This is a genomic window from Pseudomonas sp. B33.4, from assembly GCF_034555375.1.
In the GTDB taxonomy this organism is placed as follows: Bacteria; Pseudomonadota; Gammaproteobacteria; order Pseudomonadales; family Pseudomonadaceae; genus Aquipseudomonas.
Map to the genome: position 1 here is coordinate 3,119,791 of NZ_CP140706.1, position 21,296 is coordinate 3,141,086.

Here is a 21,296-nt window from a genome sequence, read left to right on the forward strand (position 1 = left end):
GGGATTGGTCCTGCGGGCATGATAAACCTACAACCCCTGTAGGAGCTGCCGAAGGCTGCGATCTTTTGATTTTGTTTTTAAAGAGCAACATCAAAAGATCGCAGCCTTCGGCAGCTCCTACACAGATTTGTGTATTGCCTGACAAACGGCCGACGGTCGGTTTTCACACAGAACGTAAGGTCTTTGTCTACAGTGAAAAGGTCGGCAGACGTTTGCCGCAACCGTGATTGTCCAGATAAAACCCGGCTCAAGTACCGGGTTCCACCTGATCAGGAGTGCACGATGGATCTCAGCCGTCGTCAGTTCTTCAAGGTCGCCGGTATCGGCCTTGCAGGCTCGAGCCTGGGCGCGTTGGGCATGGCCCCGACGCAAGCCTTCGCCGAGCAGGTGCGCCACTTCAAGCTTGCCCACACCCATGAAACCCGCAACACCTGTCCGTATTGCTCGGTCGGCTGCGGTTTGATCATGTACAGCCAGGGCGATACCGCGAAGAACGTCGCGCAAAGCATCATTCACATCGAGGGCGACGCCGACCATCCGGTCAATCGCGGCACCCTTTGCCCGAAAGGCGCAGGCCTGCTCGACTTCATTCACAGCCCCGGGCGTTTGCTCTATCCACAAACGCGCAAGCCGGGCAGCAGCGAATGGACGCGGATCAGTTGGGACGAAGCGCTCGACCGCATCGCCGACCTGATGAAAACCGACCGCGACGCCAACTTCATCGAGAAAAATGCCAACGGGCAAACGGTGAATCGCTGGCTGAGCACCGGGTTCCTCGCCGCGTCGGCAGCGTCCAACGAAGCCGGTTACATCACCCAGAAGGTGATTCGCAGTCTCGGCATGCTGGGGTTCGATAACCAGGCGCGTGTCTGACACGGCCCGACGGTGGCAAGTCTTGCCCCGACGTACGGCCGTGGTGCCATGACCAATACCTGGACCGATATCGCCAACGCGAATCTGATCCTGGTGATGGGCGGCAACGCAGCAGAAGCGCATCCGTGCGGCTTCAAATGGGTGACCGAGGCCAAAGCGCACAACGCTGCGCGGCTGATCGTGGTTGATCCGCGTTTTACCCGGACCGCTTCGGTGGCCGACTACTACGCGCCGATCCGCACCGGCACCGACATCGCCTTCATGGGCGGGCTGATCAATTACCTGCTGACCGAGGACAAGATCCAGCACGAATACGTGCGCAATTACACCGATGTCTCGTTCATCGTCAAAGAAGGCTACGGCTTCGAAGACGGGATTTTCAGCGGCTACGACGTCGCTAAACGCAGCTACACCGACAAGTCCGGTTGGGGCTACGAGATGGGCGACGATGGCTTTGCCAAAGTCGACCCGACGTTGCAACACCCGCGCTGCGTCTATCAGTTGATGAAGGTGCATTACAGCCGCTACAACATTGACCTCGCCAGCCAGATCTGCGGCATGCCAGTCGATGCCATGCAGAAAATCTGGGAAGAGATCGCTACCTGCTCGATCCCGGGCAAGACCATGACGATTCTCTACGCCCTCGGCTGGACCCAGCACTCGATCGGCGCGCAGATCATTCGCAGTGCGGCGATGGTGCAACTGCTGCTGGGCAACGTCGGCATGCCCGGTGGCGGCGTCAACGCCTTGCGCGGTCACTCGAATATTCAGGGCCTGACCGACCTTGGCTTGCTCTCCAATGCACTGCCGGGCTATCTGACCCTGGGCCAGGACAGCGAGCAGGATTACAACGCCTTCATCCACAAACGCACGCAAGTCCCGTTGCGTCCGGGGCAACTGTCCTACTGGCAGAACTACAGCAAATTCCACGTCAGCCTGATGAAGTCGTGGTACGGCGCCAACGCTACCGTCGAGAACAATTGGTGCTACGACCATTTGCCGAAACTCGACATTCCCAACTACGACGTTCTGAAAATGTTCGACCTAATGAGCCAGGGCAAGGTCAACGGGTACTTCTGCCAAGGCTTCAACCCGATCGCCGCGCTGCCGGACAAGAACCGCGTGATGGGCGCACTGGCCAAGCTGAAATGGCTGGTGGTGATGGACCCGCTGGCCACCGAAACCTCGGAGTTCTGGCACAACGTCGGGCCTTACAACGATGTGAAAACCGACGAAATCCAGACCGAAGTCATTCGCCTGCCGACCACTTGTTTTGCCGAAGAGGACGGCTCACTGGTCAACAGCAGCCGCTGGCTGCAATGGCACTGGAAAGGTGCCGATGGCCCGGGCGAGGCGCAGACCGACATCCGCATCATGAGCGAATTGTTCCTGCGCCTGCGCAAGCGCTATCAGGCCGAGGGCGGCAAATTCCCCGATCCGCTGTTGAAACTGACGTGGCCGTACAAGATCGCGGACGAGCCTTCGCCGGAAGAGTTGGCCAAGGAAATTAACGGCAGCGCTATGGCTGATTTCACTGACGCCACCGGGGTTGCAGTGAAAGCGGGTTCGCAACTGGCCGGGTTCGGCTTGCTCAAGGATGACGGCAGCACCGCGTCCGGTTGCTGGATCTTCGCCGGCAGCTGGACCGAGGCCGGTAACCAGATGGCGCGGCGCGACAACAGCGACCCGTTCGGCATGCATCAGCATCTCGGCTGGGCGTGGGCCTGGCCGGCCAATCGGCGGATTCTCTATAACCGCGCTTCGGCAGACGTGTCCGGCAAACCGTGGGATCCGAAAAAACGTCTGGTCTGGTGGAACGGCAAAGCCTGGGGCGGCACCGATGTGCCGGACTACAAGGCCGATGTGCCGCCGGAAGCCGGGATGAACCCGTTCATCATGAACCCCGAAGGCGTCGCGCGGTTCTTCGCCGTCGACAAGATGAACGAGGGCCCATTCCCCGAGCACTACGAGCCGTTCGAAACGCCGATCGGCATCAACCCGTTGCACCCGCAGAACAAGAAAGCCACCAGCAACCCGGCGGCGCGGATCTTCGATTCGGTCTGGGAAACCCTCGGCGAGGCCAAGGACTTCCCGTACGCCGGCACCAGTTACCGGCTCACCGAGCATTTCCACTTCTGGAGCAAGCACTGCAAGTTGAACGCGATTGCCCAGCCTGAGCAGTTCGTGGAAATCGGCGAAGTGCTGGCGAAAGAGAAGGGCATCGCTGCCGGTGATCGAGTGCGGGTCAGTTGCAAGCGCGGCTTTATCGAAGCGGTGGCGGTGGTGACAAAAAGGATCCGGCCGCTGCAGGTCAATGGCCAGGTCGTGCATCAGATCGGCATCCCGTTGCACTGGGGGTTCACCGGCCTGACGCGTCACGGTTACCTGACCAACACCCTGGTGCCGTTCCTCGGCGATGGCAACACCCAGACCCCGGAATCCAAGTCATTCCTGGTCAACGTGGAGAAACTGTAAATGGCCAGCCAAGACATCATTGCCCGCTCGGCCACCACGACCCTGCCGCCATCGGTGAGAAATCAGGAGGCGGTGGCCAAGCTGATCGACACCACCAAATGCATCGGCTGCAAAGCCTGTCAGGTCGCCTGCTCGGAATGGAACGAGCTGCGCGACGAGGTCGGCCACAACCACGGCACCTACGACAACCCACAAGACTTGAGCGCGGAAACCTGGACGTTGATGCGCTTCACCGAACACGAAACCGACGCCGGCAACCTCGAATGGCTGATCCGCAAGGATGGCTGCATGCACTGCGCCGAGCCCGGTTGTCTGGCGGCGTGCCCGAGCCCCGGCGCGATCATCAAGCATGCCAATGGCATCGTCGATTTCGATCAAGATCACTGCATCGGTTGCGGCTACTGCATCACCGGTTGCCCGTTCAACATTCCGCGCATCTCGCAAAAGGATCACAAGGCCTACAAATGCACCTTGTGTTCGGATCGCGTGGCGGTAGGGCTGGAACCGGCCTGCGTGAAAACCTGCCCGACCGGCGCCATTGTTTTCGGCACCAAGGAAGACATGAAAGAACACGCTGCCGAACGCATCGTCGACCTGAAAAGCCGTGGCTTCGAGAATGCCGGTCTGTATGACCCGGCCGGTGTTGGCGGCACGCATGTGATGTATGTATTGCACCACGCTGACACGCCAACCATCTACGCCAACCTGCCGCAGGATCCGGCGATCAGTCCGTTGGTGGGCCTGTGGAAAGGCATCAGCAAACCGCTGGGCCTGTTGGCCATGGGCGCGGCGGTGCTGGCCGGGTTCTTCCATTACGTGCGCATCGGCCCGAACCGGGTCGAAGAAGATGAGCATCCAACGCCACCTGACACCTCGGTGCATGTCGTCGATCCGGCGGTGCACACCTTCGATCCACGCGGGGAGGACCGGCCATGAGCAACAAAACGATCCTTCGTTACACCGCCAACCAGCGCACCAATCACTGGCTGGTGGCGATCCTGTTTTTCATGGCCGGGCTGTCCGGGCTGGCGTTGTTTCACCCGTCGCTGTTCTGGCTGAGCAACCTGTTCGGCGGCGGGCCGTGGACGCGGATTCTGCATCCGTACATGGGCATCGCCATGTTCGTGTTTTTCATCGGTCTGGTGCTGAGTTTCTGGCGCGCCAACTTCTTCATCAGCAACGACGGCAAGTGGATGCGCCGCATCGACCGGGTGTTGGTCAACGACGAAGAAAGCGTACCGCCAGTGGGCAAATACAACGCCGGGCAAAAGCTGCTGTTCTGGACTTTACTGCTGTGCATGCTCGGTTTGCTGTTTACCGGGCTGGTGATCTGGCGCGCCTGGTTCAGTGCGTACTTCGGCATCACCGTGATTCGCTGGGCGATGCTCCTGCATGCGCTGGCCGGGTTCATTCTGGTGCTGAGCATCATCATTCACATCTACGCCGGGCTGTGGATCAAGGGATCGGTCGACGCGATGATGCACGGCTGGGTAAGCCGCGCCTGGGCGAAGAAACACCATGAACTCTGGTATCGCGACGTCACCCGCGATGAGCGTCATCCCGACGTGCCGGAGCGACCGATCACCAAAAAGGGCTGACCTTTGCCAACCATTCTGGAACCTGGGGAAATCGAAGCGGCGGCGAGTTCGCCGCCGTTTCTGCATCTGCCACCTTCGAACCTGTTTGCGCTGCGGGCTGATCGTCTAGAGTTTTTGGCGCAAGGGCACCCGTTGGCCGAGTACTTGCGCTTGATCGCCGGGTTGTGCCGGGTTCAGCAACAGGTATTCGACGATCCGCCGTTGACGGCACCGTTCGATCAGCAACGGATCGAGGCTTGCCAGCAGCATGGTTTGCCGCCATTTGCTGCCGACACGTTGGTGCGTGAAGAGGGCTGGCAGGCTTATCTTGAGGCTTTGCTACAGCGTTATGATCCTTCTGAGAATCCCGCTGTTATTGATGCAGTGACGACGTTGCGGGTCGCCAGTACCGGCCAATTACGTTCGTGGGCCGTGGCGTTGGTCAGTGGTCAATATTCAATGGTGCCGGCGCAACTGGTGCCGTTTCTCGGTGCGGCGCTGCAAGTGACGTGGAGTCATTGGTTGCTCAGCGCCCCGGATCTGAAACTCAAACCCGGCGACAGCCTCAGCCAATGCCCGGCGTGCGGTTCACCGGCGATGGCCGGGGTGATCCGCCATCGCGGCAAACACAACGGCTTGCGTTATCTGGTGTGTTCGCTGTGTGCCTGCGAATGGCATGTGGTACGGGTCAAATGCGTGTATTGCGAGTCGAGCAAGGGGCTGGATTATCTGAGCCTTGAGGATGATCGACATGCCGCTAATCAAGCGCCGTTGCGAGCGGAAGTCTGTCCGGGTTGTAGCAGCTATCTGAAACTGGTGTATCTGGAAAACGATGCCGATGCCGAGGCGTTGTCGGCTGACTTGAGCAGCCTGCTGCTGGATATGCGACTGGCGCAGGACGGTTATCAGCGCTTGGCGCCGAACTTGTTACTAGCACCCGGAGACGAGTGAACGAAGGGTCTACACTCTGGCGCAGTGATCTGTTTCCAGGAGTGGCTGATGTCCCTGCGGTTACCTTCCATTGATGGTTTGTTGCGGCACCCGGCGTGTGCGCCGTTACTTGAGCGTCACGGCCGTGAGTCGTTGCTGGCGAGTTTGCGTCAGTTGCTCGATGAGCTGCGTTCCAGCGTCTTGAGCGGGCAATTGTCAGCCGTTGAAATTAGCCCCGAAGTGCTCGCCGGCCGCGTCGGTGAACGCCTGGCCCAGCAACAACGCAGCCATGTGCGCCGGGTGTTCAACCTCACCGGCACCGTGCTGCACACCAACCTCGGCCGCGCCTTGTTGCCGGACGAAGCCATCGACGCCGTGCAAATGGCCGCGCGTTATCCGCTCAATCTGGAATTCGATCTGGCCAGCGGCAAACGCGGTGACCGTGACGACCTCATTGAAGGCCTGATCCGCGAACTGACCGGCGCCGAAGCCGTCACCGTGGTCAACAACAATGCCGCTGCCGTACTGCTGACGCTCAACAGTCTTGGCGCGCGCAAGGAAGGGATCATTTCCCGTGGCGAGCTGATCGAAATCGGCGGCGCCTTCCGCATCCCCGACATCATGGCCCGCGCCGGCGTGCGTCTGCACGAAGTCGGCACGACCAATCGTACCCATGCTCGCGACTACGAAGCGGCGATCAGCCCGCGCAGCGGTTTGATCATGCGCGTGCACGCGAGCAACTACAGCATCGAGGGTTTTACCGCGCGGGTGCCGACCGCTGAGCTGGCCGAGTTGGCGCATCGGCATGGTTTGCCGTTGCTCGAGGATCTGGGCAGCGGCAGTCTGCTCGATCTGACGCGCTGGGGTTTGCCGGCGGAACCGACGGTGCGGCAGGCGCTACAGGATGGCGCGGATATCGTCACGTTCAGCGGCGATAAATTGCTCGGCGGCCCGCAGGCCGGGTTGATCGTTGGGCGCAAAGAGCTGATCGCGAAGATCAAGAAAAACCCGCTGAAACGCGCATTGCGGGTCGATAAATTGACCTTGGCGGCGCTGGAGGCGGTGCTCGGTCTGTACCGCGATCCGGATCGCCTCGCTGAACGTCTGCCGAGTCTGCGCCTGTTGACTCGCCCGCAAGCTGACATCTTCGTCCAGGCCTTACGTTTGCAGCCCTTGATGGCTGACCTGTTGGGCGAAAGCTGGCAGGTCAGTGCAGTCGAGGCCTTGGGCATGATCGGCAGCGGTAGCCAACCGGTGGCGCGTTTGCCGAGCGCGGCGTTGTGCATGCGCCCACAAGTCTCCAGGCGTTTGCGCGGGCGCTGCCTGTTGAATCTGGAAGCCGCGTTGCGGGCCTTGCCAATCCCCGTGCTTGGTCGTATTGACGACGATGCGCTGTGGCTGGATCTGCGCCAGCTCGACGATGAGCCAGCGTGGCTCGCGCAATTGCCGCAATTGCAGGTCGATTCATGATTGTCGGCACGGCGGGGCACATCGACCACGGCAAGACGTCGCTGCTGCAAGCCCTGACCGGACAAACCGGCGACCGCCGCCCGCAAGAACGCGAACGCGGCATGACCATCGACCTGGGTTATCTCTACGCCGAACTTGAACCGGGCGCCGGGTTGACCGGGTTTATCGACGTGCCCGGCCACGAGAAATTCACCCACAACATGCTCGCTGGCGCGCAGGGCATTGATCTGGTGTTGCTGGTGGTTGCGGCGGACGACGGCGTGATGCCGCAGACCCGCGAGCATCTGGCGATTGTCGAATTGCTCGGTATTCCGCGCGCCTTGGTGGCGATCACCAAATGCGACCGCGTTGAAGCCGGCAGGGTGGAAGAGGTGCAGCGCCAAGTGCTCGATTTGCTCGCCCAGGGGCCGTTTGCCGAGGCGCCGATCCTGACCGTATCGAGCCTGAGCGGGCAGGGCATTGATGGGTTACGCGAGGTGTTGCTGCAGACGCAAAGTGAAGTGCACGAGCGCAGTCGTGACGGTGGTTTTCGCTTGGCCATCGACCGCGCGTTCAGCGTCGCCGGCGCCGGCATTGTGGTGACCGGAACGGCGTTGTCGGGCTCGGTGGCCATCGGCGACAAACTCACCCTCGGGCCCTCCGGCAAATCGGTACGAGTGCGCGGTCTGCATGCGCAGAATCAACCCGCCGAACAGGCCTTCGCCGGCCAGCGGGTGGCGTTGAACCTGACCGGCGAACGTCTCGAACTGGCGCAGATACATCGCGGCCAGTGGCTGCTCAGCGATTGGCTGCATGCGCCGACACAACGTATCGATATTGAATTTCAACTGCTGCCCGGCGAACGCACCTTCGAACACTTTCACCCGGTGCACGTGCATCTCGGCACGCAGGATGTCCTCGCACGGGTCGCCTTGCTCGAAGGCCCGCGCCTGAGTTCCGGCGAGCGCATGTTCGCGCAACTGCTGATCAATGCACCGGTGCACGCGGTGAAGGGTGATCGTCTGATCTTGCGCGACCAGAGCGCGCAACGCACCTTGGGCGGCGGCCAGGTCCTCGACCCGTTCGCCCCGGCGCGACAACGGCGCAGCCCTGAGCGTCTGGAGCAACTGCGAATCTTGGCTTCCGGCGATGAACTCGAACACGTCTTGCCCGTGCTGCTCAACTACAGCGCCGGCGGCCTCGATCCGCAACGGCTGGAGCGCCAGTTCAATCGCCCGCGCGCGTCCTGGTCGTTAGCGGAAAACGTCCGCTTGATCGACACCCGCCAAGGCCCGGTGCTGTTCAACGTGCAACGCTGGGCGCAGTTGAAATTCACCCTGTTGGAGCAACTCGCACAGTTTCATGAACAGGAGCCCGACCAGATGGGCCCCGACCGTGATCGCCTGCGCCGCTTCAGTGGTCTGGCGCTGGAGCGTTCGACGTTTGTCAGCTTGCTGGATGAATTGCTCACGGCCGGATCGATCCAGGCGAGCGGCCCGTGGCTGCACCTGCCTGAGCATCAGGTGCGCCTGAATGCCGAGGACGAAAGCCTCTGGCAGGCATTGCAACCGTTGTTCGAAAACGCCGGATTCGACCCGCCATGGGTGCGCGATGCCGCCAAAATGCTCAGCCAGGACGACGCCGTGGTCCGTCTGCTGCTGCGCAAACTGGCGCGGCTGGGCTCGATGCATCAAGTGGTGCGTGACCTGTTTTTGAGTGATGCACAACTGCGTCGAATGGCCGACGTGCTGCTCGAACTCGCCAAAGTAAATCCGCAGATCCAGGTGACAACCTTCCGCGATGCGCTAGGCTTGGGACGCAAACGCTGCATTCAGTATCTGGAATATTTCGACCGCGTCGGCCTGACCCGGCGCATCGGCGAATCCCGGCAGATCCGCCCCGACAATGCGCTGGCCCACGCCGACGCCCAATGAGTTCAAGGAAGGCAATCGCGCCCGGTGGCGCGGCCGGGCTTCAAACCCGGTTGGGGACGGCATCCGTTCCCGGGCAGGTTCGACTCCGGCTGCCTTCCGCCAGTTTTTCCTCTGGACCTCCCCGATCCAGTGTGGGAGCGAGCCTGCTCGCGAATGCCGTTTTCCAGTCGACATCTCACTGACTGACCCACCGCCTTCGCGAGCAGGCTCGCTCCCACAAATTCGGCGGTGGAACCGCACCCGCGTCAGCGACAGAAATCCCCTGTGGGAGCGAGCCTGCTCGCGAAGGCGTCGGCAGCCACACCACCTCACTCAAGGCTTGTCACAGATCCCTGCTACTACGGCAATTCCAGATTATCCAGTGCGCGATTCACCCAGCTCGCCGAGCATGATCAATTGCGCAATGGAGCTGCCAGCGTTTGCTGCGAGACGAATGTGGGTGGTAGCTATACGCGGGTCGCAGACCGACATCCGAGACGTTCTCAGAGATTACGCTGCGCTTCCATCCGATCATGCAGCACTCTGACGATTGCGATGCCATACGCGGTGATCCGAAAATAAATCATGTGGCGTTCCACACTGCAGCGGCGATAACCGGGGCGGATTGCGTCACAGGCCGCTGCGGTTTTTGGGCGCTCGGCTAATTGCTCGAAGGCTGCGGTAATGATGTCGATGTAGCGATTGGCCTGATCCAAGCCCCATTGTTGAGCCGTATAACTCCAGATCGCCTCAAGGTCACCCTCGGCGGCGGGGGTAAGACGATATTCAGCCATGCGCGCTCGACATTCTCAATTTGAATGCCTCGGGATCGAAGGGGCGAGGTTTTCCACTGGACTCACCTTCCCGAAGTGCCGCGCGGATGGTTTCCAGCTCGGCGTTTCGTTCCTGCTCACGACGGATCAGATCACGGATGTATTCGCTGTCGTTGGTGTAATGACCGGCTTCGATCTGGGCTTTGATCCAGTGGTCTTGCTGGTCAGTCACGGTGATGGTTTTTCGTACGGTTGCCATGAGTGGCCTCCAGCGGATGGTCGAGTGTGCGCAAATTATCACACTATTGGTGCGCTAACGAGCATTGAGCTCGTTGCACAAACGATAGTCCCCGATACGTTAAAAGCAAAAGATCGCAGCCTTCGGCAGCTCTTACAGAGATCGGTGTAGGAGCTGCCGAAGGCTGCGATCTTTTGATCTTGCTGCTATCAGACGCGCAAACGAATCTGCCGCCCCAACATCACAACCATCACGCAGCAACATCGCCGCCGCGTGCGCCAGTTGCTGCACGTCGGCGCCTTTGGCCGAGGAAATATCCAGGCTGGCGAGGCTTTCCATCATTTGCGTCACCGCGAGAAAGCGGCTGGCGGCGCTGCTGTGCAATACGTCTAGCGGCGCTTGAGTGGAAACGAGTAGGACCGGAATGCTGTCCTCGTTGTGCGTCATCGAAATGTGCGAGTTCATACGTCACCCCGCGCTTGCGCGGCGTGCACACGAGCGATGGCGACCAGCATCAGCGCGCGGGCATTGGCAAGCATTTGCTGGCTGGCCCAGCGCATCGAGCTGCTGTGTTCCGGGCGAGCGACGCTAGGGGCTTGGTGGGCGAGGGTTTCGGCGCAGTTGAGGTAGACGGCCGCGTGTTCGAGGGCGTCGAGGAGCGAGATGTCGGGGCGGACGTTGAAAGGGTGGTGAGCGACCTGGTCGCGGGGGACGGACTTTGTGGTTGGATCGGTCATCGGTGAAACTCCTTAGTCATCAAGAGCTGCCACCAGATCGCCGTCAAACGAATGGGTGGCAACTGTGCGCAGGTTGACGGACCGGTCTAAGGTACCCGGCGCACTCGAAAGTGCCCCGCACACAGTCACCATTTAGCTTTGTTTCGAGCACGCGAGCGCGCTAGCAAAATTGGAGAACAATGCACACCTTAAAACCGCCGAGCCGTCAAACCCGATCACGAATGAGTCGTGACAGGCGCGAGGATAGGGAGTGAGGACAGGTCAGTCAACCGCCGTATTCTTCCGGAGTTTGCCGGGCTTTCTTGTAGGAGAAAGACTACTCGCGGTGGCGATTGATGAGCTCCCAATGAGGCTGAATATCGCAGAGCCCACGGCGACAAAATCATGAGGCGTCACCAATTGATGGTCCACCAGCCAACGTGCCGCGACCGTTGGCATGGGACGCAAATGCTGTAATCAGTATCTGAATTATTTCGACCGCGTGGGCCTGCTCCGACGCCTTGGCGAATCCCGCCAGATCGACCCGACAACGAACTGGCCAACGCCGACGGGCAATGGTTTAAAGGAAGGCAATCGCTCCCGGTGGCGCGGTGCGGTTTTAAACCCGGTTGGGGACGGCATTTATTCCCGGGCGGATTTCACTCCGGCTGCCTTCCGCCAATTATCCTTCTTTAGGTAGTTCCGGAGCTTGCTCCTGACTGTCTTCTTTCATTTGTTTATACATATCAACAAAATCCGGGAGATTGTTCTCTCGAAGAAATTCAGCTGCTTGTTGAGTAGATCGAACTAACTCGCCGGATGTGGCGTCGTCCCAGAAGGGGCTTACAAAAAGTTTGGGAGCTCCGACTGAAATTAATTTTCCTTCGGAATACTCGAACTCCTCTACTTGGTGTAAGTGAGGAGCTGTGTAACTAGCGCTATCAATGACCCAAGAGAATCTAAGTGTCTTTCGGTCGCCGGTTGTAATCAAAGTGAAATCGTTCGCAAAAGTGGAGCTTTCTATTTTTTCAGAAATTTTATCCTTCATCGCAGCGGTAGTTTTGTAGGCGCTATACGGATTAAGCGTCCGGATTTCCAGGTTCTGTATGGTTTGAGGGTAAGGGGTTTTGGTGAGTAGTTCCCCTGTGGGGCCGTAAATTAGAATATTCACTTGTTTGTCATAATGCAGGCTATACAGTTGGTTTTTTAGCGTCACCACGATTTCATTGACCCCGTCTCCATCCAGATCTGTTATTTGATATTCCGCAGTGGTGGGGATGAAAGAGTCAGCTAAAGGAGAAGTCGGCGGATAATTTTTGAATCGTTGATCTTTAGCGGTGTGATAAATCTCAATGGACTTGACAGGCTGCCGATCCGAAAGAATTGTGACTACATCCGACCTTCCATTAGTAGGATCAGTATTGTTTTCCCATGCACCTACTGTGAGTCGGTTACTCTTAAGTTCAACTGCAATAGGCTTCTTTATTGCGTTGCTTTTTACGTAGTCTTCAGCTAATGGCTTAATCAGATCCTGAAAAAAACCTGCCATGAAACCCATTGCCATCACCAATGAAACTAATGAGGTAAGGGGCTGCCACATGTGTTTTTTGCAAAAAACAGTGTGGGTTGAATTTTTGCAGCGTTTCTTGTTTTTTGTGAATCCAATACATTGCATAGGGTTGTTCTTCAAAAATTGGAAGTGGGGATTGCCAAGACTGTAGATGTAGACCGCCAAAAGAATTAAATTTTGGGGGATGCTAAAACAACAATACTGGCGATACAACCAGTTGGTTGTTTGCAATTTCTATTGAGTATGTTTCATTTTAGACTAAAGCTATTAATAACTGGTCGCTGATAGGCTAATAAAAATTTGAAATGACTAACGTGGCGCTATCGTCGGCAGGCAAAGGCCTAAAGTTGACCCTGTTGCGTCAGAAACCCAACGGGTACTGGATCACCACATAAATCCGGTCAATGTCATCCCCGGCCTGCGCCTCATTGGCGCGGTGCGATACGTGCGACACCTGCACCGACAAATCCTTCGCCGCGCCCGATTGCACGACGTACTTCAGATCGATATCCCGCTCCCAATGCTTGCCGCCATCGCCTTGCTGCGGCTGGTAACTGCCGCTGTCAGGATCGAACGGGTTGTAGGCGCCGCCCTTGGGCGCGTGGGTGCCGTCGATGTGGCTACCGGAGACGTAGCGGGTCATGAAGCTCAGGCCGGGGATGCCCAAGGCGCCGAGGTCTAGGTCGTAGCGTGCTTGCCAGGAACGCTCGTTGGCGCCGTTGAAATCGGCGTATTTGATCGAGTTGGCGAGGTAGATCGAATCGCCGCCGACGAAATCGAACGGCGTGTCACCATTGATTTTTTGCCAGCCGAGCATCACCGCGTGGGGGCCGAAGGCGTATTTGCCGGATAGGCTGAACGCGGTGTTGTCGATGGCGCCGGCCAGCGCTCGGCCGGTGTCGCGGGTGTGGTAGAGGTTGGCGTCGAGCAGCACGCCGGACTGTTTGAAGTGCAGATTGCCGTAGTACTGATGCCAGGTGTCACTGAGTTCAGACGCGTACAACGCGCCGCCAATCGGGGTGTCAGCGAACAGGTCGGCGCCGAGAAAACTGATGCCGCCGGCCTCGGTATTGGCGCCGTAACCGTAAAAGTCGCCTTTGCCGGATGAGCTGTCCTGATTCTTGAACGCGGTGAAATGCCCGGCGACCAGATTGATGTGGTCGAACTCGGCGCTGTTGAGCAGAAAGCCTGTGGCGTATTCCGGTTGCAGGCGTTTGTCGGAGGTGTCGAATACCGGTGTTTCGACGGTCATTTCACCGAAGGCGAGGGTGGTGCGCGAGGCTTTCAACTTCAGCGCGCCGCCGGCGCTGGAGTAATCGTTTTCGCTGCGACCGGCGCTGTCCACTGGCAGCAAACCGGTGCCGGAGTGGCCCCGGCCACCGTCGAGTTTCAGCCCGGCGAACGCGTGGGCATCGATGCCGAAACCAACGGTTCCGGTGGTGAAACCGGATGAGAAGGTGCCGATAAAGCCCTGAGCCCATTCCTGTTTATAGTTTTTTCCGGAGGGTGAGGGCGAGCGGTAGTCGTTGCTGAGGAAGAAGTTACGGCTGAGGATTTCGCTTTTGGCGTCGTCGAAAAAACCGCTGGCGTGGGCGGTTGGGTTCAGACCGCAGAGCAGTGCGAGCAGGGTGAGACGCGAAGGGGCGCGGTCGATCATGGTCGGTGGCCAGCGGCAATTAAGGTGGCCTGGATGATCGCGGGAATGCAGTGCAGGGGATTGAGCGGATGTGCTGAATTGCTGTGGCTGGCAGGTCAAGAGGTTGTGATAGTGCTGACGCCATCGCTGGCAAGCCAGCTCCCACAGGGATCTATGGTGTACCCACCGATCTTGGCATCACACAAAAAACTGTGGAAGCGAGCCTGCTCGCGAATGCGGTACATCAGGCAACATGTCTATCAGCTGACACACCGCTTTCGCGAGCAGGCTCGCTCCTACAGGGATTTGGGTTGAATGAGGATTTTGTGACTGGAGCTGAAACCTGTGGGAGCTGGCTTGCCAGCGATGGCGGTGTGTCAAGCAACATTTCTGCTAGCTGACACAGCACATTCCCACAGGTTTGATCGCGTTACGACAATGGCGGCGTACGCGGAGGGATCTGCCGTTTGCTGCCGGTCGATTCAAACGCGGCCGCCAGGCGCAGCAGGTTCGAGTCGTCGTAGGCGCGGCCGGCGAAGGTCAGGCCGACCGGCATGCCGATGTCGGCCATCACACCCATCGGCACGGTGACGGTCGGTACGCCGAGGTGGCGGATCGCGAGGTTGCCGTTGGCCACCCAGATGCCGTTGCTCCAGGCGATGTCGGCCGACTCCGGATTGACGTCCGCATCCGCCGGGCCGACGTCAGCGACCGTCGGGAACAGCACGGCGTCGAGGCCCAGCTTGTCCATCCAGTCCTCAAGATCGATACGTCGGGTCTGCTCCAGACCACGCAGGCCATCGGGCACGGTGCTGATTTCATTCCACGGCGTAATGCCGCGCTCGGCCATGCGCACGTATTCATCCATGCCCGCGACCAGATCACCTTCACGGTTGGGCAGGGTGCCCGGTTCGTGCGGGAAGATCTTCGCGCCGTCGACGTCGACCAGACGATTGAGTTTCGGGTCGCCGTTGGCTTGCAGGAAGTCGTCGAACGCCCAGGCAGTCAGGTCCCACAGCTCGTGGTGGAGGAACTCTTTCGAGACCAGACCACGGGTGAACACAGTCGGCGCGCCGGGACGATCGCCTTCGCAGTTGGACACCAGCGGGAAATCGGTTTCGATGACTTCGGCACCGGCGGCTTCGAGCGCCTGCCGTGCCTGCTGCCACAGATCGATCACCGACTCACGGGTGTTGATGCGCTGGCCGGTCGGGCCACCGATGCCCGGGGCTTCGCTGGTGCCGGCTTCAGGGTCGGCATTGATGAACATGCGCGGCACGGCGAAACGCTTGCCGGCCAGCGCTTTGGCGTCGGCGGCCAGATTGGCGTAAGCGGCGGGGCGCACCTCGTTGACGCTCGGGATCGGCACCCACGGTTGCAGGCGCCAGAGGTCGCCACGGGTGTCCGGGTCTTCGGCGACGACGATGTCGAGGACTTCGAGCAGGTCAGCCATGGTCCGTGCGTAAGGCACGACCACGTCCATGGTCGGCGTCAACGGCCAGTTGCCGCGCACCGAGATCACCCCGCGCGACGGCGTGTAGGCGCACAAACCATTGTTCGACGCCGGGCCACGTCCGCTCGACCAGGTTTCTTCAGCCAGACCGAACGCGGCAAAACTCGCAGCAGTGGCGGTGCCGGCACCGTTCGACGATCCGGAGGCAAACGGTGCGGTGAGATAAGCGGCATTGTAAGGGCTTTCGGCGCGACCGTAGACGCCGCGCTGCATGCCGCCATTGGCCATCGGCGGCATGTTGGTCTTGCCCAGGCAAATCGCCCCGGCGGCGCGCAGGCGTTCGATGGTGAAGGCATCACGATGGGCGACCAGATCGGCGAAGGCCGGGCTGCCGGACGCGGCGGTCAGGCCCTTGACCAGATAGCTGTCCTTGGCGGTGTAAGGAATGCCGTCGAGCGGGCTGAGGGTTTCGCCTTTGGCACGGCGCGCATCGGACGCCTGTGCTTCGTTCAATGCTTCAGGGTTGCGCACGACTACGGCGTTCAGCGCCGTCGGTGTGTCGGCACCGTCATAGGCATCGATACGCGCCAGATAGGCCTGCACCAATTCGACCGAGGTGGTCTGGCCGGATTCGAGTGCGGCGCGCAGTTGGGCAATGGAAACTTCGGTGACTTCGATCATGCGGTCACCGCCGTTTGAATTTGGGTGTTTTTCTTGGAATGGGTGTTCATAGCGGTTCTCGTTGCACGGCTTTACGCGACAAGGTTAAGACTGGCGCCTATTTAACACCAAGCGGCGTGCGGAGTAATCGACGGCATTGGTCTCTCACCGATTTTCTCTCCGGCTGGCCCCTTCGCGAGCAGGCTCGCTCCCACAGGGATCGCATTCCAAACAGGCATCCAGGCTGCCAAAGTGGAATGCATTCCAAATGTGGGAGCGAGCCTGCTCGCGAAAGCGGAGCTTCTGCCAACCCATCACTTCAGTAGATCACAGCACCCCGTACTCCCGCGCCGTCCGATCCACCGCAATCCGCGTCTTGTCGATCAGCTCATCCAGCTCCGCACGCGTGGCCACCAGCGCCGGCGCCATGATCATCCGCCCCAATGTCGAACGAATGATCAACCCTTCCTCAAAGCCAATCGTGCGGCAACGCCAGGCAATGTCGTTTTCATTGGCAAAGCGCTTGCGGCTAGCCTTGTCCTCAGCAAACTGCAACGCCGCCACCAGCCCAACCCCCTGAATCTCACCCACCAACGGGTGATTGCCGAACACCTCGCGCAGGCAGTTTTGCAGGTACGGGCCGGTGTCGGTTTTCACCTGAGTGACTACGCCCTCATCGCGCAAGGCCTTGAGGTTGGCAATCGCCACAGCGGCGGCCACCGGGTGGCCGGAATAGGTCAGGCCGTGGGCAAACACGCCGCCTTTTTCCACCAGCGCCTCGGCCATGCGCCGCGACAGAATCAAACCGCCCATGGGGATGTAACCGGAGGTCAGGCCCTTGGCGATCGACAGCGTGTCAGGCTCAAAACCAAAGGCCTGATGCGCGAACCATTCGCCGGTGCGACCGAACCCGCCGATCACTTCGTCCGCACACAGCAGCACGTCATATTGACGGCAGATACGCTGAATCTCGGGCCAGTAAGTGGCCGGTGGAATAATCATGCCACCCGCGCCCTGGAACGGTTCGGCGACGAACGCAGCAACCTTGTCGGCGCCCAGTTCGAGAATCTTGTCTTCCAGTTGTCGCGCCGCACGCAGGCCGAATTCTTCCGGGCTGAGGTTGCCTTCGTGGGCGAACCAGTACGGCTCATCAATGTGCGCCACATCGGGAATGGTGCCGCCCATCTCGTGCATGAACTTCATCCCGCCCAGCGCCGTCGCGGCCAGGGTCGAGCCGTGGTAGCCGTTCCAGCGGCCGATCATGATTTTCTTCTCGGGTTTGCCCATCACCTGCCAGAACTTGCGCACGGTGCGGATCAGCACTTCGTTGGCTTCGGAGCCGGAGTTGGTGTAGATCGCGTGGCTGTAGTGCTTGGGCAGCAGACTGAAGAGCAGTTCGGACAGCTCGATCACTGCCGGGTGAGTGGTGTGGAAGAACATGTTGTAGTAGGGCAGTTGTTCCAGCTGTGCGGTCGCGGCGGCGGCGAGATCCTTGCGCCCGTAACCGAGGTTGGTGCACCACAGACCCGACATGCCGTCCAGATAGCGATTGCCGTCGTTGTCCCACAACGCCAGACGATCACCGCTGACCATCACCCGTGGACCTTCCTCGTTGAGGGCCTTTTGATCAACGAACGCATGGATGTGGTGGGCAGCGTCGGCGGCTTGGTAATCACGGGTGGTGCGGTCGAATTCGGCGGACATGGCTGATCTCCAGATAAACGGGATAAGTGAGTGCGTTCATTCCTGCGTTGTGCGAGTAAAGTTTTGTCACTTAAAAATATTTTTGTAAAGAAAATATTTGTCGGTGAAAAAATATCGCCGTAGGCTGAGCCCGACACGCAAGGATCATCAGAGGCAACATGAGCGGACTCAGAGAACGGCAGAAGGAACAGCGCAGGGAAGTCATCGCCGCAGCGGCGCTTGAGCTGTTCAAAAGCAATGGTTTCGCGGCGACCACGCTGGAGCAGATCGCCGTACAGGCCGGCGTTTCCGCGCCGACGGTGGTCAATTACTTCGGCGGCAAACAGGAAATTCTGCTGGCCTTGCTCAAGCAACCCGACGAGCAGGCCATGCGCGAGGCGCGGGCGAATCTGGACGCAGACAGCGATCCGCTGGAGGCGTTGTGCGAATTTGAAGGGCTGATGACCGATTACCAGCTAGCAGCGATGCCGGCTTCGTTGTGGCGGGAATTGGCGCCGTTTCTGCTGACGGGCGACCTCGCTGAAGCGATGAGTCCGTGGAATGCGGCGGTGATTGAGGAAACCAAGGCGTTGCTTTTGCATTTCCAGCAGGCGGGCAAGGTGCGCGAATCGATCGATCTCGATGTCGTGGCGACGCTGTTCAATCAGTACGCGAACATGGCGTTTATCCGCTTGGCGACGCAGGAAGTCCCGGACCGAGCCGCGCATGCGTTGCACATGCGCGGGGTTCTGAGCCTGTTGTGTCACGGCATGCTGGAGCGCTGATCGGCCCGATCAAAACCGCCAGGTCACGCCACCGCCAACAATGTGCAGCGCGCTATTGGGATAACTTCCCGACAGCGTCTGCCCATTGCGCTTTGTCTGCTGCACGTCCATGTCACCCAGCCAGACCAGCGTGTAATTGAGGTTGAGGTCGGTGTCTTCGGCCAGTTTGTAGCTCAGCCCGGTCGCCAGTCGCCACGTCTCGTTCATCGGGTTGTCGACGGTGCGGTCCTTGTCTTTGACGGCGGAGCTGTCGTAGCCCACGCCCATGTTCCAGCGCAGTTTCGGGCTGAGCTGATTTTGTGCCCCGATCGACAGGTGCCAGGTGTCTTGATACTTGCGGTCGACCGAGCGGGACACGTCGCCGGCGGCGCTGTCCACCGACACGCCGATGTCGGCAAAGTCGCTCCAGTCCTGCCAGTTCACCGAACTCAGCAGCGTCCAATGTTCGTTCAGCTGATGGGCAATGCTCAAGGTCGCGGTCTGCGGGATGTTCATGTCGATTTCCAGCTCGTCGACATCCAGCCGCGACAGCGCCAGATTGAGCAGTGGATTGCGAATACCGTGGACTGATGGCGAATCCTTGAACTCCAGTTTGACCTTGCTGGTGTAGGCCAGACCGACGGTGGTGCGCTCATTCACCTGATAGCGCAGGCCGAGATTGATCCCGGTGCCGATGTCGGTGTCCTTGTACTGCAACTTTCCATCTTCCTGAAACGGCGTGCCCGGCAGGAAGGCGTTATTGTCGATGGCCATTTTTGTGTAGTAGTAGCCATAGACCAGACGCGGGCCAATGCCCATCGAAAGATCATCGGTGATCTTGTAGGCAAAGGTCGGCTGCATCGAAATGCCGATCAGCGTCGACTCCTGGCTGAAGTAGCGACCGGCCCAGTCGTCATCGTATTTCACGCTCAGGCCGAAGTTGCCGTACATACCGAAGCCGACACTGGCGCGATCATTGAGCTCATGACTGATAAACAGGCTGGTGCCCGGCAGGATCGGTAAAGGATTGCCGCCCTCGTTACCGGAAAAGTCATTGTCGCTGTCGCGATCAAAGCCCAACCCACCGAAGATGGCCTGACCGGTCAGGCTGATTTGCGTGCCTTTGAGGGCTGCAATGCCGGCCGGGTTACTCATCAACACGCTCGGGTCAGTGGCCAGCGCTGCCGAGCCGGCATTGGCCAGTCCTGCGCCTTCCTGACCCGCTTCATACAGATCGATACCGCCCGCCAGTGCCTGACCGCCAGTGCCTGCGAGCGCGAGAATGATCAGTGAGTGCGTGGTTTTCATCCCGAATTCCTTATCAACGAAGATCAGCCTTCAGGTTTAGTCGCGAATTGGCGTGCGCACCAGTCGCGACGATGTACCGGATGTGAACTAGGCTCAGAGCGGTTCATCGATGGCCCAATCAGGAGCGCCGCCATGGAAGACAAACCGCTGATCACGTTTCACAGTTCCAGAGCACTGCTGGACGTGCTCATACGTGCCGGTCTGATTACCGTGCTGGTGTTGTTCTGTTTCGACATCTTCCATCCGTTTCTCAATGTGATGCTGTGGGCGCTGATTCTGGCCATCACCTTGTATCCGCTGAACCAAAAGCTCGGGGCCAGACTCGGCAATCGCTATGGCTGGGCCGCGATCGTGCTGGTGCTGCTCGGGCTGTTGATTCTGATGGTGCCGCTGAGCCTGCTCGGCGCTTCGGTGGCTGACTCGGTGAAAGTCGGGATGCACACGCTGGAGGCGGGTTCATTTGAAATCCCGCCACCACCGGCCAGTGTCGAGAGCTGGCCATTGATTGGCGCGCCGCTGTTTGGCATCTGGCAGCATGCTTCGCAGGATTTGAGCTGGGCGTTCAAGGAACTGGCGCCGCACCTGAGCAGTTGGGGCAAAGTGCTGCTGCACCAAGCCGCCGGAGTCGGTGCCGGGATCGTGGTGTTCGTTGTTGCTTTGATTGTCGCCGGGCTGATCATGAAAAACGGTGAACGCGGTCACCGTACCGCCGTGGCGATTACCACACGCATCTCCGGGCCGGTGCGCGGCCCGCAGATTGCCGAACTGTGCACTTCGACCATCCGTGCGGTGGCACAAGGTGTGGTCGGGATCGCTTTTATCCAGATGCTGCTGATCGGGGTCGCGCTGGTGATCATGGGCATACCGGCCGCGGGCATTCTGGCTTTGATGGTGTTGCTGCTGGGCATCATGCAATTGCCGGTGCTGCTGATTACCGTACCCGTGGTGATCTATGTCTTTGCCAACGATGGCGTCAGTGCCAGCACCGTCATTTTCACCGTGTGGATCATTATCGCCGGGCTCTCCGACAACGTGCTCAAACCCATGTTGCTGGGACGCGGTGTCGCGGTGCCAATGCCGGTGGTGCTGATTGGCGCACTTGGCGGCATGGTCACCAGCGGCATCATCGGTTTGTTCACCGGGCCGGTGATCCTCGCGGTTGGCTATGAATTGTTCATCGGTTGGGTGTATCAACCGGCCGATGTCACCGAGCTTCTGGAGAGCCAGCGCCAAGAAAATTTGCCGTGACACTTATCGCTTCGCGGGAATCTGACAACC

At 59.5% G+C, this 21,296-nt stretch carries 17 protein-coding genes and 2 tRNA genes; 10 read left to right on the forward strand and 9 right to left on the reverse strand.

The annotated features are described in order from the left end of the window. The first annotated feature begins 282 nt into the window (after positions 1 to 282). From fdnG to U6037_RS13750, 7 genes are all read left to right on the forward strand, one after another. Entirely contained in the window at positions 283 to 3,348 is a 3,066-nt protein-coding gene (gene fdnG, locus U6037_RS13720; RefSeq protein WP_322847144.1) for a formate dehydrogenase-N subunit alpha, read from the forward strand. Continuing rightward, positions 3,349 to 4,284 (forward strand): formate dehydrogenase subunit beta, encoded by a 936-nt coding sequence (fdxH, locus tag U6037_RS13725; protein WP_322847145.1) that lies wholly within the window; start codon positions 3,349 to 3,351, stop codon positions 4,282 to 4,284. After that, the gene (locus tag U6037_RS13730) at positions 4,281 to 4,946 is read left to right on the forward strand and encodes a formate dehydrogenase subunit gamma (RefSeq protein ID WP_322847146.1); all 666 of its coding nucleotides are present in this window, start codon (positions 4,281 to 4,283) and stop codon (positions 4,944 to 4,946) included. Before fdxH ends, U6037_RS13730 begins: the two co-directional genes overlap by 4 nt. 3 nt (positions 4,947 to 4,949) lie before the next feature. After that, positions 4,950 to 5,876: a formate dehydrogenase accessory protein FdhE gene (gene fdhE / locus U6037_RS13735; protein ID WP_322847147.1), complete on the forward strand. Its 927-nt coding sequence runs from the start codon at positions 4,950 to 4,952 to the stop codon at positions 5,874 to 5,876. 45 nt (positions 5,877 to 5,921) lie between these two features. Beyond that, complete coding sequence (gene selA / locus U6037_RS13740; protein ID WP_322847322.1) at positions 5,922 to 7,325, forward strand: L-seryl-tRNA(Sec) selenium transferase; 1,404 nt, start codon at positions 5,922 to 5,924, stop codon at positions 7,323 to 7,325. After that, a complete protein-coding gene (selB, locus tag U6037_RS13745) occupies positions 7,322 to 9,238 on the forward strand; it encodes a selenocysteine-specific translation elongation factor (RefSeq protein ID WP_322847323.1) in 1,917 nt (638 codons plus the stop codon). Before selA ends, selB begins: the two co-directional genes overlap by 4 nt. A 6-nt stretch (positions 9,239 to 9,244) precedes the next feature. Further along, positions 9,245 to 9,340, forward strand: a tRNA-Sec gene (locus U6037_RS13750). 380 nt (positions 9,341 to 9,720) lie between these two features. Here the strand turns inward: U6037_RS13750 and U6037_RS13755 are convergent. The 4 genes from U6037_RS13755 to U6037_RS13770 all read right to left on the reverse strand — a co-directional run bounded on the left by U6037_RS13755 (position 9,721) and on the right by U6037_RS13770 (position 10,965). Further along, on the reverse strand, positions 9,721 to 10,011 hold the full coding sequence (locus U6037_RS13755; protein ID WP_322847148.1) for a type II toxin-antitoxin system RelE/ParE family toxin: 291 nt from the start codon (positions 10,009 to 10,011) through the stop codon (positions 9,721 to 9,723). Continuing rightward, the gene (locus U6037_RS13760) at positions 10,004 to 10,249 is read right to left on the reverse strand and encodes a type II toxin-antitoxin system ParD family antitoxin (RefSeq protein ID WP_322847149.1); all 246 of its coding nucleotides are present in this window, start codon (positions 10,247 to 10,249) and stop codon (positions 10,004 to 10,006) included. The genes U6037_RS13755 and U6037_RS13760 overlap by 8 nt, the downstream gene beginning before the upstream one ends. Before the next feature lie 132 nt (positions 10,250 to 10,381). After that, positions 10,382 to 10,693, reverse strand: a complete 312-nt coding sequence (locus U6037_RS13765) for a short-chain dehydrogenase (RefSeq protein ID WP_322847150.1) — start codon at positions 10,691 to 10,693, stop codon at positions 10,382 to 10,384. Next, complete coding sequence (locus tag U6037_RS13770) at positions 10,690 to 10,965, reverse strand: hypothetical protein (RefSeq protein ID WP_322847151.1); 276 nt, start codon at positions 10,963 to 10,965, stop codon at positions 10,690 to 10,692. The genes U6037_RS13765 and U6037_RS13770 overlap by 4 nt, the downstream gene beginning before the upstream one ends. A 564-nt stretch (positions 10,966 to 11,529) precedes the next feature. On the opposite strand from U6037_RS13770, the gene U6037_RS13775 reads away from it, so the two are divergent. Continuing rightward, a tRNA-OTHER gene (locus U6037_RS13775) sits at positions 11,530 to 11,625 on the forward strand. A gap of 1 nt (position 11,626) precedes the next feature. Here U6037_RS13775 and U6037_RS13780 read toward each other — a convergent pair. The 4 genes from U6037_RS13780 to U6037_RS13795 all read right to left on the reverse strand — a co-directional run bounded on the left by U6037_RS13780 (position 11,627) and on the right by U6037_RS13795 (position 17,967). After that, on the reverse strand, positions 11,627 to 12,502 hold the full coding sequence (locus U6037_RS13780) for a hypothetical protein (protein ID WP_322847152.1): 876 nt from the start codon (positions 12,500 to 12,502) through the stop codon (positions 11,627 to 11,629). A gap of 373 nt (positions 12,503 to 12,875) precedes the next feature. Beyond that, positions 12,876 to 14,171, reverse strand: a complete 1,296-nt coding sequence (locus U6037_RS13785; protein WP_322847153.1) for an OprD family porin — start codon at positions 14,169 to 14,171, stop codon at positions 12,876 to 12,878. A 409-nt stretch (positions 14,172 to 14,580) separates the two neighbouring features. Then, positions 14,581 to 16,284, reverse strand: coding sequence for an amidase (locus U6037_RS13790; protein WP_322847154.1), 1,704 nt, complete (start codon positions 16,282 to 16,284; stop codon positions 14,581 to 14,583). Between the two features lie 306 nt (positions 16,285 to 16,590). Continuing rightward, the gene (locus U6037_RS13795) at positions 16,591 to 17,967 is read right to left on the reverse strand and encodes an aspartate aminotransferase family protein (protein WP_322847155.1); all 1,377 of its coding nucleotides are present in this window, start codon (positions 17,965 to 17,967) and stop codon (positions 16,591 to 16,593) included. Between the two features lie 158 nt (positions 17,968 to 18,125). Here U6037_RS13795 and U6037_RS13800 point away from each other — a divergent pair, with 158 nt between their 5' ends. Further along, entirely contained in the window at positions 18,126 to 18,731 is a 606-nt protein-coding gene (locus tag U6037_RS13800) for a TetR/AcrR family transcriptional regulator (RefSeq protein WP_322847156.1), read from the forward strand. Positions 18,732 to 18,740: 9 nt separating this feature from the next. Here the strand turns inward: U6037_RS13800 and U6037_RS13805 are convergent, their stop codons facing one another. After that, entirely contained in the window at positions 18,741 to 20,018 is a 1,278-nt protein-coding gene (locus U6037_RS13805) for an OmpP1/FadL family transporter (RefSeq protein ID WP_322847157.1), read from the reverse strand. 132 nt (positions 20,019 to 20,150) lie between these two features. On the opposite strand from U6037_RS13805, the gene U6037_RS13810 reads away from it, so the two are divergent. Continuing rightward, entirely contained in the window at positions 20,151 to 21,266 is a 1,116-nt protein-coding gene (locus U6037_RS13810; RefSeq protein ID WP_322847158.1) for an AI-2E family transporter, read from the forward strand. Positions 21,267 to 21,296: the final 30 nt, after the last annotated feature.